Source organism: Pseudomonas sp. JL23 (genome assembly GCF_056933585.1).
In genome coordinates this window covers 2,274,485-2,289,745 of record NZ_CM167795.1, presented here as the reverse complement: position 1 = coordinate 2,289,745, position 15,261 = coordinate 2,274,485, and the positions used below count along the sequence as shown (strand labels likewise).

Genomic DNA, 15,261 nt, shown 5'->3' with positions numbered 1-15,261 from the left:
AAGTCTGCAAGGCTCCTGTGCCTTCTCGACGTGCTGTCGGTGCCCACGGCATCGGCGAAACCGATCAAGGTCGCTTCTCTTTAGGAAATTCAAATGTCAGTTGAAACAATTAACACCTTGGTGGTCGGCGCAGGCCAGGCGGGTGTCGCGATGAGCGAGCATCTTTCACTCATGGGTGTGCCGCACATTGTTCTGGAGCGCAGCCGCATCGCCGAACGCTGGCGTTCGGAGCGCTGGGACTCGCTGGTCGCCAACGGCCCGGCCTGGCACGATCGTTTTCCGAGCATGAAATTCAGCAATATTTCCCCGGAGGTCTTCCCGCCGAAAGAGCGCATGGCTGACTATTTTGAAGCCTACGCCGCCATGCTCAAGGCGCCGATCCGCACGGGCGTCGAAGTGCTCAAGGTCGAGCGCCACGTGGGTCGCCCCGGCTTCAAGGTAACCACGTCGGACGGCATCATCGAAGCAGCCAACGTGGTCGCGGCGACCGGCCCGTTCCAGCGCCCGGCCATGCCGAACATCGTCTGCGAGCAGGTCAAGGTCCAACAACTACACTCCTGCACCTACAAGAATCCGGGCCAACTGGCCGAGGGCGCGGTACTGGTGGTGGGCGCTGGTGCGTCCGGTTCGCAGATCGCCGAAGAGCTGCAAAAGGCCGGTAAGACCGTATACCTGTCGGTGGGTGAACACTATCGCCCTCCTCGCTCGTATCGCGGTCGCGACTACTGCTGGTGGCTGGGTGCCCTGGGCCTGTGGGACGAAGTGCGCATCACGCCGAAAAAGAAGCATGTGGCCTTTGCCGTCAGCGGTTATGAGGGCGGCAAGACCGTGGACTTCCGTCGCCTGGCTCATCAAGGCATCACTCTGGTTGGCCTGACCAAATCCTGCAACAACGGAGTCATGGAATTCGAACCGGGCCTGGCCGCCAACGTCGCTGAAGGCGACAAGGCGTACTTCGACGTGCTGCGCGACGCCGATGCCTATATCGAGCAAAACGGCCTGCCATTCCCGCAAGAACCCGACGCCTGGGAGCTGTTGCCTGATCCAGACTGCCTGACCAACCCGGTCCTGAGCCTGGATCTGGAGCAGGCCGGTATCACCACGATTCTCTGGGCCACCGGCTTCAAGTTCGATTTCAGCTGGCTGCAGGTCAACGCCTTCGACGACAAGGGCGAGCCCTTCCATAAGCGCGGGATCTGCGCCGAAAGCGGCATCTACTTCCTCGGCCTGCCCAACCTGGTCAACCGTGCGTCTTCGTTTATCTACGGTGTGTGGCATGACGCGAAATACATCGCCGACCACATCGTCCTGCAAAACGACTACATGGCTTACGAGCCGTCCTGATGCCTCGCCCGGTGGTACGACTGGCCAATCCCGGGCTTCGGTTTTTCCTAAGCATTGCCCTGCTCAAATGCTGGTTTCGGCAAAGCCGGGGCAATGTGAAGCTTGGCCCATTCACTTATTCGAGAGACTCACGGCATGCCAACCCACACGCGTATCCGCATGTTCAACACCAAGCAGACCTACCCCAACCAGAGCCTGGACAACGATCTGTGCCAGGCCGTACGCGCTGGCAACACGGTCTATGTGCGTGGCCAGATTGGCACTGACTTCGACGGCAATCTGGTCGGCCTCGGCGACCCGGCGGCCCAGGCCGAGCAGGCCATGAAAAACGTCAAGCAACTGCTTGAAGAGGCTGGCTCGGACCTGTCCCACATCGTCAAAACCACCACTTACATCATCGACCCGCGCTATCGCGAGCCGGTGTATCAGGTAGTCGGTAAATGGCTCAAGGGTGTATTCCCCATCTCCACCGGTCTAGTGATTTCCGGTCTCGGTCAACCGCAATGGTTGATGGAAATCGACGTGATCGCGGTGATTCCGGACGACTGGACCGGGGCCTGAAATCTTTCCCTCGAGCAAAGGAGCGCCCATGGCAACTGCCCAGATCAAGAACCCGGAACCTGCGATCGTAGCCGTGCAATTGAATAAGGTGCTCAAGCGCTTCGGGGACGCCATCGCCCTGCACGAGGTCTCGCTGAAAATTCACCAAGGTGAATTCATCACTGTGCTGGGGCCGTCCGGTTGCGGCAAAACCACCCTGCTCAAACTGATCGCCGGCATTGTCGAAGCCGACACCGGCGAGGTCTTTATCGACGGCCAGCGGGTCGGCGAGCTTGCCCCCCATGAGCGGGAAATCGGCCTAGTGTTGCAGAACGACGCGCTGCTGCCTCATATGAGCGTGGCGCAGAACCTCGCCCACGACTTGCAGCTGCGCGGCGTGGCCCAGGCCGAAATCGCCGACCGGGTCGAGCAGGCCCTGACCCTCGTCAAGTTGCCGGGCTTTGGCCAGCGTAACCCCCAGGAACTCTCCGGCGGCCAGCAACAGCGCGTGGCTCTGGCACGGGCTCTGGTAGTCCGGCCCAAGGTGTTACTGCTGGACGAGCCGTTCTCGACGCTGGACAAAACTCTGCGCCTGTCGATGCACAGCGAACTCAAGGACATCCAGCGCAGGCTGGGGGTGACCACGGTGTTCGTTACCCATGAACAGAATGAAGCCCTGGGCATGAGCGACCGGGTGGTGGTCATGTGCGCCGGGCATGTGCTGCAGATCAGTACTCCGGACACCCTCTATCGCCGCCCCCGGGACCCGTTCGTGGCCAGCTTCGTCGGCGACGTCAATATCCTCTCCGGGCGCTACCTGAGTCGCGACGACCAAGTGGTCCTGGCCATGGGTGACACCATCCTGCGCCTGCCGGCCGAGCAAGTTCATGCAGAGGTCGGCGCGCGCGTGAATATCTATGTGCGCCCGGAAAACATTCGTCTTGCCCCGTTGGGACCGGACACCCTGCTCAGTGCCACCGTGGTCACCCATGTGTTCCAGGGTGATCACGTCGACATTCATCTGGACGTCCCGGCCCTGGGCCAGAACCGCCTGTTCGTTCGTCAGTCCGGCCTCGCTGCCCTGACCCGCTGGCCGGTCGGTTCCGCCGCTGGCCTGAGCTTCAACAGCGACGGCATCTGCGCCTTTGCCGCCGCTGTCTTGCCTATCCCTTGAGTCTGAGTACCCCATGACCGCTATCCACCATTCTGTCAGCCACAGCCTGCTGCCTGAAACCATCAGCGCCGTTATTGCTCGCGAACCGGGAACAGCCGACGTGCTACAGAGCGCCGAGCGGCCGATGCCCCAACCCCAGGCGGGCGAAATACTGATTCGGGTGGCGGCGGCCGGCGTCAACCGTCCGGATTTGATGCAGCGCAGCGGCATGCCGGTCCCGCCGGGGACTACCGATGTGCTGGGCCTGGAGGCAGCGGGCACAGTCATGGCCGTGGGCAGTGGCGTCAGCGATTTCGTCCCTGGGGATCGGGTCATGGCCTTGCTTAATGGTGGCGGTTACGCCGAATATTGCGTGGCTTTGGCAACGCATTGCCTGCCCGTGCCCGCTGGCCTGCCCCTGGAAGATGCCGCTGGCGTGCCTGAAGCGGCCTTTACCGTGTGGCATAACCTGTTCGAGCTGGGCCGCCTGCGGGCGGGCGATACGGTGTTGATCCATGGCGCCGCCAGCGGTGTCGGCAGCTTTGCCGTGCAGTGCGCCCATGCCGCCGGGGCCAGGGTCATTGCCACTGCCGGTGGCGCAGAGAAAGTCGCCATGCTGACGGCACTTGGGGTCTGGCGCGCGGTTGATCGCCATGAGCAGGACTTCGTCGAAGTGATCGCCCAATGCACCGAAGGGCGCGGCGTCGATGTCGTGCTCGACAACGTCGGCGGTCCGTATGTGGCGCGTAACCTGGAAGCCATGGCTCCGGGTGGGCGTCACGTCAGCCTGTCGTTCCTGCAAGGGGCGAAGGTCGAACTGGACCTGCAACTGCTGATGCGCAAGAGCCTGAGCCTCACGTCCTCCACCCTGCGCCCCAAGAGCAGTGCGGAGAAGTCGCGCCTGGCAGCGTGCATCAGGGAAAACCTGCTGCCGTGGCTGGCGTCGGGTCAGGTGCGCCCGCTGATCCATAGCCGTCTGCCTCTGGAGAGTGCCGCCGACGCCCATCGCCTGCTGGAAAGCAATGCCAATCTCGGCAAAGTGCTGCTGATCAACCCGGCCCTGTAATCCGACACCCACGAGCGGAACGCGCCCATGTTCAAACTGTATTTCGCCCCGACCTCACCCTACGTGCGCAAGGTCATGGTCACCGCCCATTGCCTGGGCCTGAGCGAGCAGATCGAGAAGCTCGAATCGGCTGCCCATCCAGTCCGCCGCGATGAGCGCATCGCCGCCTTCAACCCCCTGGCCAAGGTTCCGGCCATGCAGACTGCCGATGGCCTGATGCTCTATGACAGTCGGGTAATCTGCGAATACCTCGACAGCCGGGCCGCTGGCTCATTGTTCCCACGCGAAGGCCAGCCACGCTGGCTGAGCCTGACCCGCCAGGCTCTCGGTGATGGCTTGCTGGATGCTGCCATGCTGGCCCGTTACGAAGCCGTCGCCAGGCCCGCCGACAAACAATGGGATGGCTGGCTCGACGGACAACTGGCCAAGGTCTGGGCCGCCCTCGCGGAAATCGAGAAACAGGCGCCGCACTTCAGCCATGTTCCCGATGATATCGGCCTGATCGCCCTTGGCTGCGGCCTGGGCTATCTGGACTTTCGCTTTGCCAGCCTGAACTGGCGCGCCGGGCACCCGGCCGCAGCCGCCTGGTTTGCTGAATTCGATCAGCACCCGGCGATGGTCGCCACCCGCCCTTTTGAGTAAGCCCTGGAGTCTGCCATGCCCCGCACCGTGTTTTTCCTCAACGGCCCCAACGCCAACCTCTACGGCCTGGACAAGAGCGGCACCTATGGCAGCGAAAGTTTTGCCAGCATCGAAGCGCGCTGCCAACGCCATGCCGCCGAGCTGAGCCTGCAACTGGAGTTTCGCCAGAGCAACCATGAAGGCGTGCTGGTGGACTGGATTCAGGAAGCACGCTTGAACGCCGACGCCGTGATCATCAATGCCGCCGGCCTGACCTACAGCTCGGTACCGATTCTCGATGCCCTGCTGGCCTATGACGGCCCCATCATCGAAGCGCACATGAGCAATATCTGGAAGCGCGAGAGCTTCCGTCATCACTCCTACGTGTCCAAGGCCGCCACCGGAGTGATCGCCGGGCTCGGTGCCCTGGGTTATCAATTGGCGCTGACAGCGGTGGCCGAGTTGCTGGGCCAGGAACCCTGACGTCGACGCTGGTCGGCAAACTCTCGAGCCTGATTCGCAGGTATTGAATTGACGGGGCGGGCACTGCATCGGAAATCCTGATGCAGAAGCCCGGCAAAGGCTGTTTTACCGGATCGGTCGTGCCATTCCATCATGGCGGTCAGTACCCGACAGGATCACAGACCATGACCTTTTCAATCATCGGCCGTTGCGCCGAAACCGGCCAACTGGGCATCGCCATCAGCTCATCGAGCATCGCCGTGGGCGCGCGCTGCCCCTGGTTGCGTCCCGGCGTAGGCGCGGTGTCGACGCAGAACATCACACTGCCAGCGTTGGGCAGTCATGTACTGGATCAACTGCAAAGCGGGCTGTCCCCGGAACAAGCCCTGGCCACAGTGCCGACATACGATAGCTATAGCCAGTTCCGCCAGGTCACCAGCATCGACAGCCAAGGCAACACCGCGTTCTTCAGCGGCAGCCAGACTCTGGGCTGCTACCACGCGGTCGCCGGAGAGCAATGCGTCGGCGCAGGCAATATGCTGGCTGACAGCAGCGTCATCGATGCCCTGGTCAAGACCTTTGAAACTACCGGCGGGCCATTGGCCGATCGCCTGATCGCCGCCATGCAGGCCGCGCTGGCCGCCGGTGGCGAAGCCGGCCCGGTGCACTCGGCAGCGCTGAAGGTGGTGGGCGATGTGAGCTGGCCGATCATCGACCTGCGCGTCGACTGGGCCGAGCAAGACCCGGTGGGCGTACTGGCCGGACTATGGACCGACTACAAGCCGCAGATGCAGGACTACCTCACCCGCGCCCTCGACCCGACCAAGGCACCAAGCTATGGCGTACCGGGAGACGAGTGAATGAACAGCAAAGAGATTCTGGCCGCACTGATCGGTTTCGATACCACCAGCCGCGAGTCCAACCTGCAACTGATCGACTTCGTGCGCAACTACCTGGCCCGTCATCAGGTGCCCTGCGAGCTGATCTTCAATGACGAACGAAGCAAGGCCAATCTCTTCGCCACTATCGGCAGCAATGATCGGCCCGGTGTGGTGCTGTCCGGGCATACCGATGTGGTGCCGGTGGATGGCCAGCCGTGGACGGTGCCGCCGTTCGAGATGAGCGAAAAGGACGGCAAGCTGTATGGCCGTGGCGCCGCCGACATGAAGGGTTACATCGCCTGCGTGCTTGCGGCCGTGCCGGCACTGCTGGCCCAGCCGCTGCGCATGCCCGTGCATATCGCCCTGTCCTATGACGAAGAAGTCGGCTGCCTGGGCGTGCGCAGCCTGCTCGCTGAACTGGCTCAGCACCCGCATAAACCGGCGTTGTGCATCATCGGCGAGCCCACCGAACTCAAGCCGGTGCTCGGCCACAAAGGCAAACTGGCGATGCGCTGCGACGTACACGGCGCCGCCTGCCATTCCGCCTACGCGCCGCAAGGGGTGAACGCTATCGAGTATGCCGCCGAGCTGATCGGCGAACTCGGCCGCATCGGCTCCAGCCTGCGCGCCGAGCACCTGCAGGACCCGCGCTTCGACCCACCCTTCTCCACCGTACAGACCGGCGTGATCGCGGGCGGCAAAGCGCTGAATATCGTCCCCGCCGACTGCCGCTTCGATTTCGAAATCCGCACCCTGCCCGACCAGAACGCCGAGGACGTCGCCCGGCAATTGCAGGATTACGCACAGCAACAGGTGGTGCCGAAAATGCAGGCGGTCAATGCTGCGAGCGGTATCCGTTTCTCCGAGCTGTCGTCCTATCCCGGCCTGGCTACTGATGCCCAGAGCGAAGCCGCCAAACTGATCGCCCAGTGCTGCGGCTCAAGCGAATTCACCACCGTGGCCTTCGGCACCGAAGGCGGCCTGTTTGACGCTGCCGGCATTGCGACTGTGGTGTGCGGGCCGGGGAGCATGGATCAGGGGCACAAGCCGGATGAGTTTGTCAGTCTCGAACAGCTTGAGGGTTGTGACCGGATGCTGGAGCGGTTGATTCTGGCGTTGCGGTAGATCCCGTAGGAGCCGGCTTGCTGGTGATCGAGTGCGAAACGCTCGCAATAATCAGGCGTTGTGCCGACGCCATCGCCAGCAAGCCGGCATCCCACAAAATGCGACAAACATAAATCCTGTGGGAGCGAGGCTTGCCCGCGAATAGGCCGGTACAGCCGACGCAGCTCCAGCGATCGGAATATTGCCTTCGCGGGCAAGCCTGGCGCCAACGACGATCACCTTCAACTCACCCACTCCACCGTCTGCAACATCCGCCGATAAGGCGACTGCGGTGCATTCATTTCCAGCTCGATGGTGTCGATCAGGCAGGCCAGGAATTTTTCCGCAGCCGGGCGCAAGGGCTGGCCGCTGCGGCTGATCGCGCCGACCAGGGCGCTGCCCACCGGATCACGCAGGGGTAGCGTGCACAGGCCTTCGCGCTGGGCGCAGACCTCCACCAATGGCCAGGGAAAGATGCTGAGCATGTCGGTATCGCGAAGCAGGCTGAGGGTAATCGACAGCGAGTGGGAAAAATGCACGTGGCCCGGGGCGACGAACTCGCCATCGTGGCGGGCGGACATGATCCAGTCGGCAAAGGCCAGTTCGTCCAGGGAGCGACAATCGGCCAAGGGATGTCCGCGCCGCGCCACTACGGCGCAATCTGCGGTGAACAACGGCACGTAGTTCAGATCGACGTTGGAGCACTGGCTGTCCAGGCGGCCGATAAACAGGTCCAGGCTGGCATCGCGCAGCCGTGGATAGGCAATCGAATGCAGGCCTTCGTGCAGCTCCAACTGCACATGGGGAAACTGCTGACGAAACTTCACCATCACCTGGGGCAACAGGGTCATGGCCAGCCAGGGCGTGACCGCCACCGACAGCCGCCCGGTCAGCTCACCCTTGCAATCGGCCACCACATGGGTGGCGCTGTCCATCTGTGCGACCAGCAAGCGCGCCTGGACCAGCAGGCGTTTTCCCGCTTCGGTGAAATCAATACCCGAAGTGTTGCGCACCAGCAGTTGCAGGGAAATCTCGCTTTCCAGCTTCTGCACGGCCTTGGTCACCGCCGCAGGCGAGGTGTCCAGACGCTTGGCCGCACCACGGATACTGCCTGCGTCGGCGACAGCCACCAGGGCGTTGAGTTGATAGAACTTCATGGATACCTGCCGTTGTTAACCCTGGGTTGCCGCGTTCAACGCCGATTGCCTTTTTGGCCCCGGCCCACGCGCCTATGCTGGGCCACGCGACGCCGCATTGACGCCCCAGAACAAAGCGCCTGCTCCGCCGTGGAGCGCGTGAATCAGCGGTTCAGGCCGCCAATCCACGACCAGGCCCAGACTATGGAAGAATCCTGCCAATGCCGCACCTCCAGCAAAAATTGCAGACCATCGACGGGCAGATGCGCGAATTGCGCCAGCGCATCCATGCTCACCCTGAACTCGGCTACGAGGAATACGCCACCAGCGACCTGGTGGCAGAGCGTCTTGAGCAATGGGGTTACGAGGTACATCGTGGAATAGCCGCAACAGCCGTTATCGGTACGTTGAAGAAGGGTAGCAGTTCCCGGATCCTGGGCCTGCGCGCAGACATGGACGCCCTGCCGCTCCTGGAAAAAACCGGCCTGCCCTACGCCAGCCAGATCCCCGGCAAAATGCACGCCTGCGGACATGACGGCCATACCACCATGCTCCTCGCCGCGGCCAGGGTGTTGGCCGACAATACTGAGTTCGATGGCACCCTGCGCCTGATCTTCCAGCCCGCCGAAGAGGGCCTGGCCGGCGCCCGGCGAATGATCCAGGAAGGTGTGCTCGAACAATTCCCCTGTGACGCCTTGTTCGCCATGCACAACATGCCCGGCTACCCTGCTGGCAAGCTGGGCTTTCGTGCCGGCGCGTTCATGGCCTCGGCCGATCAGATCAAAGTCACGGTGCACGGCCACGGCGGTCACGGCGCCATGCCCCATCAATGCGTCGATCCGGTGGTGGTCTGCGCAAGCATCATCATGGCCTTGCAGACCATTGTTTCGCGCAACGTCTCGCCTCAGGAAATGAGCGTGATTACTGTCGGCTCCATTACTGCCGGCAAGGCCTCCAATGTGATCCCCGACAACGCTGACATGCTGATCTCGGTGCGCTCCCTGAACAACGCCGTGCGCGACAGCCTGGAGGCCCGAATCAAACATCTTATCCATGCCCAGGCAGACGCCTTCGGGGCCCGCGCCGAGGTGCATTACAGCGCCGATTACCCGCTGCTGATCAATGACCCGGCCATGACCGAGTTCGCCACTCAAGTCGCGCGGGACTGGCTGGGCGATGAGCAAGTGCTGACCGATATTGCGCCGTTTAATGGCAGCGAAGATTTCGCCTGGTTCCTGCGCGAACGGCCCGGCTGCTACCTGATCATCGGCAATGGCGAGGGTGAGCAGAGCTGCATGATTCACGACCCTCGCTACGACTTTAACGACGACATCCTCATGCGCGGCGCCGGTTACTGGATCAAACTGACCCAGGCCTACCTGGCGCCACGCAGCTGATTTCCCCCAAACCCTGTCGACCTTCACGAGGCCTCAAATGCTGCGAATCAATCTGCAATACGCCGCTCTGATCAGCGGGCTGGTGCTGGCCTCCTCGGGCCATGCCGCAGAGGTCATCCGTTTCGGAGTGGACCCCAGCTACCCGCCCTTCGAACAGAAACAGCCGGACGGCTCGCTGGCCGGTTTCGATATCGACCTGGGCAACGCCCTGTGTGCGCAACTCAAGGCCCGCTGCGTGTGGGTCGAACAGACCTTTGACGGCATGATTCCGGGGCTGAAGGCGCGCAAGTTCGACGGCATTCTGTCGGCCTTCAGCGACACCCCTGCGCGTCGTCAGCAGGTCGATTTCAGCCGACACCTGTATGTGGCGCCGTCCTCGCTGATCGCCAGGAAAGGCTCCGGCCTGCTACCGGCCCCGGCGGCACTGAAGGGCAAGTCCATTGGCGTGGTGCAGGGCTCGTTACAGGAAAGCTATGCCAAGAGCGAATGGGCTCCGGCCGGCGCCACCATCCAGTCTTATCAGACCCAGGACCAGGTCTTTGCCGACCTGACCTCAGGGCGCCTGGATGCCTCGTTCCAGGCCTCGGCCCAGGGCGACAGCGGCCTGTTGCAAAAGCCCCAGGGCAAGGATTTCGCCTTTGCCGGTGAGCCGATCACCGACAAGAGCATCATCGGCAACGGCGTCGCCATTGGTATCCGCAAGGACGACGCAACTCTGCGCACGCAACTGGATAGCGCAATCGCTGCTCTGCATACCTCCGGCGAATACCAGCGTATCGCCAGTAAATACTTCAGCTACGACGTTTCGGGTGAATGACTGCGATGAACGGATTCGCACTGACCGATGGCGACTTTTCGACCAATGACCTGGGCAGCGATGCCCAGCGTTTCTTTCGCGAGCATGGCGCATTGTGCATTCGCAACGCCTTCACGGCCGCGCAAATCGCCGAGCTGCAGGCCGGCATCGAGCAGAACCTTGCCCAGCCAAGCCCGCGAGCCAAAGTCGCGAGCAGTGCGGATGACCCGGGCTGGTTTTTCGAGGACTTCTGCAACTGGCAGGACAATCCCCATTACAAGCGCTTCATTCATGATTCGGCGCTGGCATCCATCGCCCAGCGCCTGCTCGGCAGCCAGCAGATACGCCTCTACCACGATCATGTATTGGTCAAGGAGCCCAATACCCGCCAGCGCACGCCCTGGCATCAGGACCAGCCCTACTACAACATCAGCGGCGCCGACACCATCAGCTTCTGGATTCCGGTAGATCCGGTCAGCCGGGCCGCGACCCTTGAGTTTGTCGCGGGCTCCCATCTGGGGCCCTGGCTGATGCCGCGCTCGTTCATGGACAACCAGGCCAAGTGGTTTGCCGAAGGCAGCCTCGCTGACCTGCCAAAGATCGAAGAGCACCGCGAGGATTTCCCCATTCTCGGCTGGGCGCTGCAACCCGGCGACATGGTCTGTTTCAATATGCTGACCCTGCATGCCTCCGCCGGTGTGGACGGCAGCCACAGGCGCCGGGCATTCTCGGTGCGCCTGTTGGGTGACGATGTACGCCATGCGCCGCGACCCTGGGTAACCTCGCCGGAGTTTCCGGGGCTGCGTGAAACCCTGGCCGACGGCGCGGTGATGGACCATCCACTGTTTCCACTGCTGCTCGGTTGAGCCGGTGCATGGCCGTCACCTGTAACATCCCCAGGCGCCACTTTTTTTGCTTATCCGAGAGATCCCGCCATGCCCAGCCCGTTCCTTGCCAGTCCCAGCTATCGCATCCTGCGTGAGCGTTTTCTCCAGGCGGCCACGGCTGCAGGAGCCACCCTGACCCGCTATGCCCATCCCCTGGCCGGGCCGTTTGGCGAGGAGTTGAGCACCGATGTGGCACTGTTGGGCGACCCCAAGGCCAAACGGGTATTAGTGGCATTGAGCGGTACTCACGGCGTGGAGGGGTACTATGGCTCCGACTGCCAGAGCAGCTGGCTCGAAGCACTCAAGGGCCGCCCCTTGCCCGACGACGTCGCCGTCCTGATGATCCACCTGATCAACCCCTGGGGCACCGCCTGGATGCGGCGGGTCAACGAGGACAATATCGACCTCAACCGCAACTACCTCGACTTCAGCAAGGCGCTGCCCGCCAACCCGGCCTACGCGGCGGTGCATGACATCTATAGCTGCACCCAGCTCCAGGGCCGGCAGCGCGACCAGGCCGATGCACGCTTCGCCGCGCTTATTGATGAGCACGGCTGGCCGGGACTGATGTCGATCGTCGAAGCCGGACAATACCAGTTCGCCGATGGCCTGTTCTTCGGTGGTCTAGAACCAAGCTGGTCGAATCGCACCCTGCGCCAGATCATCGCCACGCACCTGGCCGATGCCCAAGTGGTCATGACCTTCGACTTGCATACCGGTGCCGGTGACTACGGCCACCCGATGCTGATGACCATCACCCAGGCCGCCTACCCCGCCCTGCCCGCCGCCCAGACCCTGTTCGGCCCCTGGCTCTACACCCTGATCACCGGCATCAACACCGTCAGCGATACCGGCGTCGCGGCCACCTCCACCGGCTACACCTCACAGGCGCTGATCGAAGCGATGCCGAATGTCCAACTGATGCCCTTCGTCATCGAATGCGGCACCTATCCCGGCCCCGAGGTGCACCGCCACCTGCGCGATGACCAGTGGCTGCACCTGCACGGCGACCCTTGTGATGACACCGGGAGCGCCATCAAGCGCGGCTTGCTGGAACAGTTCTACCCGGCCGACAGGGATTGGCAGGACGTCGTGTGGGTGCGTACGCGGCAGGTTTGGGAGCGGGCGTTGGGGGCGTTGGGCAAACGTTGATATGCCCACGCAGACCGCTGACCCGGCACCATCCTCGCGCCTATCGAACACGGCGCAACTATATGAATTGGAGAGAGCGATTCCGTACGAGCGGCTTTAGCCGGGAGGACGCCTGTGAGGCAAACGACGCTCTCCCGGCTAAAGCCGGTCCTACGGTCAAATGTTTGTGCGCGAAAGCGCTGTATCAAAGACACCGCGGGCGATAGCGTCGGATCAAGCGCTGACATTGTTGCGAGCGCTGCGCACTCGATCGCCACCAAGGCGGCTCCCACACCTAAGTAGACTACCCCAAGCACCCGCGTCGACCACTGGCACTAAAGCGGTGCCCGATTGAACTCCTTGGCGACAGTTCCGTCGACAACAACCGCAACTTCCTTCTTCCCGGAATACCCCTGCACCCAACCTGTTCAGCCCTGAACGCTGCTTCCCAGACACAAGCACCTGATCTGGCACCCTTGTTGCTTTCCAATAAATACCATCTTGTATACAAGATAGTATTTCTATAAAACAGCCGACATCCGCCGGCGCGGTTATTCCCCAGGAGACGTCATGAGTACCAAGATCACCATTGCGCTGCTGCCTGCCCTTCTCTCGGCCTGCCTGTTCACCGCGCCTTTCGCGCTGGCCAAGGATGTCGTCAAGATCGCCTTTGTCGGCCCGTTGACCGGTGGCAGTTCGGCCATCGGCCTGGGCGGTCGCAACTCCAGTGAACTGGCCGTGAAGCAGCACAACGCCAAGACCGACAGCCCCTATGAATATGAACTGGTGTCCCTGGACGACGAGTGCAAGCCCAACGTCGGCGTGCAGATCGCCACCAAGATCGCGTCGGACAAGGACATCGTCGGCGGCATCACCCACTTCTGCTCGGCCGTGGCGATGAGTGCGGTCGACGTCTATCACAAGTTCAACCTGCCGGTGATTGTCTGGGGCGCCGTACTGCCGGATATCACCTACGCCAACGACTTCAAGGAAGTGCATCGCGTCAACGGCACCATGATCAACCAGAACCAGGAAGCGGCGAAGTTCATGGTCGAGCATGGCTACAAGAGCTTTGCGGTGATTCATGACACCACCGACTACGGCAAGGGCCACAACAAGTATTTCAGCGAAGCGTTGGAAAAGGCTGGCGGCAAGATTGTCGGCACCTTCGGTGTGACCGCCGATCAGCAGGACTTCACCGCCGAACTCACCCAGATCAAGCAGCTCAAGCCACAAGTGATCTATTTCGGCGGCCTGACACCCATCGGTATCCGCATCCGCTCGCAAATGGAGAAGCTGGGTATCGAGGCACAGTTCGAGGGCACCTCGGGGATCAAGTCGGACGCTTACATTGAAGGCACCGGCGCAGCCCTGGCCGAAGGGTCGCTGTCGTTCATCGAAGGCGCCCCGTGGGAAAAACTGGCTGCAGGCCCGGCCTTCTTTTCCGCCTATGCCGAGCAGAAATACGCCCAGCCCGCTGAAGCCTACGGGCCGTTCGCCTTTGTCGCGACCAACCTGCTGATGGACGCCATCGACAAGGTCGGGCCGAACCGGCGCAAGGTGCGTGACGAGTTCAACCACACCAAGGATGCCAGCACCATGATCGGCCCGGTGACCTTCGACGATCATCGCCAGAACATCGTGCCGCTGATCACCAGCTATGTGGTGCAGGACGGCAAGTGGGTGCCCTGGCAGGACAGCGAGTACGCCAGCGGTGCACGCAAGCTCAAGGGCCTGTGAGCCACCCGCATGACCGGCTGCGCCCGCCACGGCGCAGCCCTGACTCCCTTGCATTCGGGCCTTGCCAATGAATCTGGAAATTCTCAGTCAATACCTGGTCAACGGGCTGATGCTCGGCATGATCTACGCGATGGTTGCGGTGGGCTTCACGCTGTTTTTCGGCGTACTCGACGTGATCAAGTTTTCCCATGGCGATGTGCTGATGATCGGTGGCTTCGCCGGCCTCAGCGCCTACCTTGGCGCACAGGCCATCGGCATCAGCAATCCCTGGCTGCAACTGCTGATCATGCTGATCGCCGCACTCGCGGTGACCGCAACCCTCGGCGCCTTGGTCGCACGCTTTCTGATTCTGCCCCTGCGCAACGCACCGCCGATCAACCTGTTGCTCATCACCCTGATGCTCGGCCTGGTCCTGCGCGAATGCATCCGCCTGTTCTTCCCCGACGGCTCCAACTCCAAGCCCTTTCCGCAGTTGTTGCCCACCGCGACCTGGCACCTGGGCAGCCTGGCCATTCGTGCCGACAGCGCGATCCTGCTGGTGGCGGGCGCCTTGACCATTTTTGGCGTCCACCAGTTGATCAACCGCAGCAAGCTGGGCCTGGCCATTCGCGCCGTGGCCCAGGACGGCGAGACCGCGCGGGTCATGGGCATCAACTTCGAACGCATCGTGCTGCTGACCTTCGCCCTCGGCTCGGCCCTTGCCGCCATGGCCGGGATGATGAACGGCCTGTACTACAACGAGATCAACTTCAACGTCGGCTTGCTGCTGGGTGTGATCGGCTTCTGCGCCGCGATTCTCGGCGGCCTGGGCAACTTCTACGGGGCGATTCTCGGCGGTTTTCTCTTCGCCGCATTGCAGACCTTCGGCGCCGTCGCGCTGCCGCATCTGATTCCTGGCTTCCAGGGTGCCTACAAGGACGTCTTCGCCTTCGTTGTGGTGATTGTCCTGCTGGCCTGGAAACCCACCGGCCTCATCGCCGAACGCAGCAGTGAGCGAGTCTGA

Annotated in this window: 15 protein-coding genes; 14 read left to right on the top strand and 1 reads right to left on the bottom strand. The window is 62.3% G+C overall.

Translation table 11 applies throughout. The features are described 5' to 3' along the window. Positions 1–93: 93 nt before the first annotated feature. From AC1Z24_RS10765 to argE, 8 genes are all read left to right on the top strand, one after another. Positions 94–1,344 carry a flavin-containing monooxygenase gene (locus AC1Z24_RS10765; RefSeq protein ID WP_483745625.1) on the top strand — a complete coding sequence of 417 codons (1,251 nt, stop codon included), beginning with the start codon at positions 94–96 and terminating at the stop codon, positions 1,342–1,344. Between the two features lie 135 nt (positions 1,345–1,479). Beyond that, positions 1,480–1,905, top strand: a complete 426-nt coding sequence (locus AC1Z24_RS10760) for a RidA family protein (protein ID WP_259100488.1) — start codon at positions 1,480–1,482, stop codon at positions 1,903–1,905. A gap of 28 nt (positions 1,906–1,933) precedes the next feature. Beyond that, positions 1,934–3,058 (top strand): ABC transporter ATP-binding protein, encoded by a 1,125-nt coding sequence (locus tag AC1Z24_RS10755; protein ID WP_483745624.1) that lies wholly within the window; start codon positions 1,934–1,936, stop codon positions 3,056–3,058. 13 nt (positions 3,059–3,071) lie between these two features. Further along, positions 3,072–4,103 (top strand): NAD(P)H-quinone oxidoreductase, encoded by a 1,032-nt coding sequence (locus AC1Z24_RS10750; RefSeq protein ID WP_483745623.1) that lies wholly within the window; start codon positions 3,072–3,074, stop codon positions 4,101–4,103. Between the two features lie 27 nt (positions 4,104–4,130). Then, on the top strand, positions 4,131–4,745 hold the full coding sequence (locus tag AC1Z24_RS10745; RefSeq protein ID WP_483745622.1) for a glutathione S-transferase: 615 nt from the start codon (positions 4,131–4,133) through the stop codon (positions 4,743–4,745). Positions 4,746–4,760: 15 nt separating this feature from the next. Continuing rightward, complete coding sequence (locus AC1Z24_RS10740; protein ID WP_483745621.1) at positions 4,761–5,207, top strand: type II 3-dehydroquinate dehydratase; 447 nt, start codon at positions 4,761–4,763, stop codon at positions 5,205–5,207. A 164-nt stretch (positions 5,208–5,371) separates the two neighbouring features. Next, complete coding sequence (locus AC1Z24_RS10735; protein WP_483745620.1) at positions 5,372–6,046, top strand: DUF1028 domain-containing protein; 675 nt, start codon at positions 5,372–5,374, stop codon at positions 6,044–6,046. Further along, the gene (gene argE / locus AC1Z24_RS10730; protein ID WP_483745619.1) at positions 6,047–7,192 is read left to right on the top strand and encodes an acetylornithine deacetylase; all 1,146 of its coding nucleotides are present in this window, start codon (positions 6,047–6,049) and stop codon (positions 7,190–7,192) included. 221 nt (positions 7,193–7,413) lie between these two features. Here argE and AC1Z24_RS10725 read toward each other — a convergent pair whose 3' ends face one another. Then, the gene (locus tag AC1Z24_RS10725) at positions 7,414–8,328 is read right to left on the bottom strand and encodes a LysR family transcriptional regulator (RefSeq protein ID WP_259100502.1); all 915 of its coding nucleotides are present in this window, start codon (positions 8,326–8,328) and stop codon (positions 7,414–7,416) included. Between the two features lie 200 nt (positions 8,329–8,528). Between AC1Z24_RS10725 and AC1Z24_RS10720 the strand changes: the two genes are divergently transcribed. The 6 genes from AC1Z24_RS10720 (at position 8,529) to AC1Z24_RS10695 (ending at position 15,261) form a co-directional block, all read left to right on the top strand. Beyond that, on the top strand, positions 8,529–9,704 hold the full coding sequence (locus tag AC1Z24_RS10720; protein WP_483745618.1) for a M20 aminoacylase family protein: 1,176 nt from the start codon (positions 8,529–8,531) through the stop codon (positions 9,702–9,704). A 37-nt stretch (positions 9,705–9,741) separates the two neighbouring features. Continuing rightward, a complete protein-coding gene (locus AC1Z24_RS10715) occupies positions 9,742–10,521 on the top strand; it encodes an ABC transporter substrate-binding protein (protein WP_483745617.1) in 780 nt (259 codons plus the stop codon). Between the two features lie 5 nt (positions 10,522–10,526). Beyond that, positions 10,527–11,366, top strand: a complete 840-nt coding sequence (locus AC1Z24_RS10710) for a phytanoyl-CoA dioxygenase family protein (protein ID WP_483745616.1) — start codon at positions 10,527–10,529, stop codon at positions 11,364–11,366. A gap of 69 nt (positions 11,367–11,435) precedes the next feature. Further along, complete coding sequence (locus AC1Z24_RS10705) at positions 11,436–12,539, top strand: DUF2817 domain-containing protein (RefSeq protein WP_483745615.1); 1,104 nt, start codon at positions 11,436–11,438, stop codon at positions 12,537–12,539. Between the two features lie 549 nt (positions 12,540–13,088). Next, positions 13,089–14,258: a branched-chain amino acid ABC transporter substrate-binding protein gene (locus AC1Z24_RS10700; RefSeq protein ID WP_483745614.1), complete on the top strand. Its 1,170-nt coding sequence runs from the start codon at positions 13,089–13,091 to the stop codon at positions 14,256–14,258. Between the two features lie 67 nt (positions 14,259–14,325). Continuing rightward, positions 14,326–15,261 (top strand): branched-chain amino acid ABC transporter permease, encoded by a 936-nt coding sequence (locus AC1Z24_RS10695; protein ID WP_483745613.1) that lies wholly within the window; start codon positions 14,326–14,328, stop codon positions 15,259–15,261.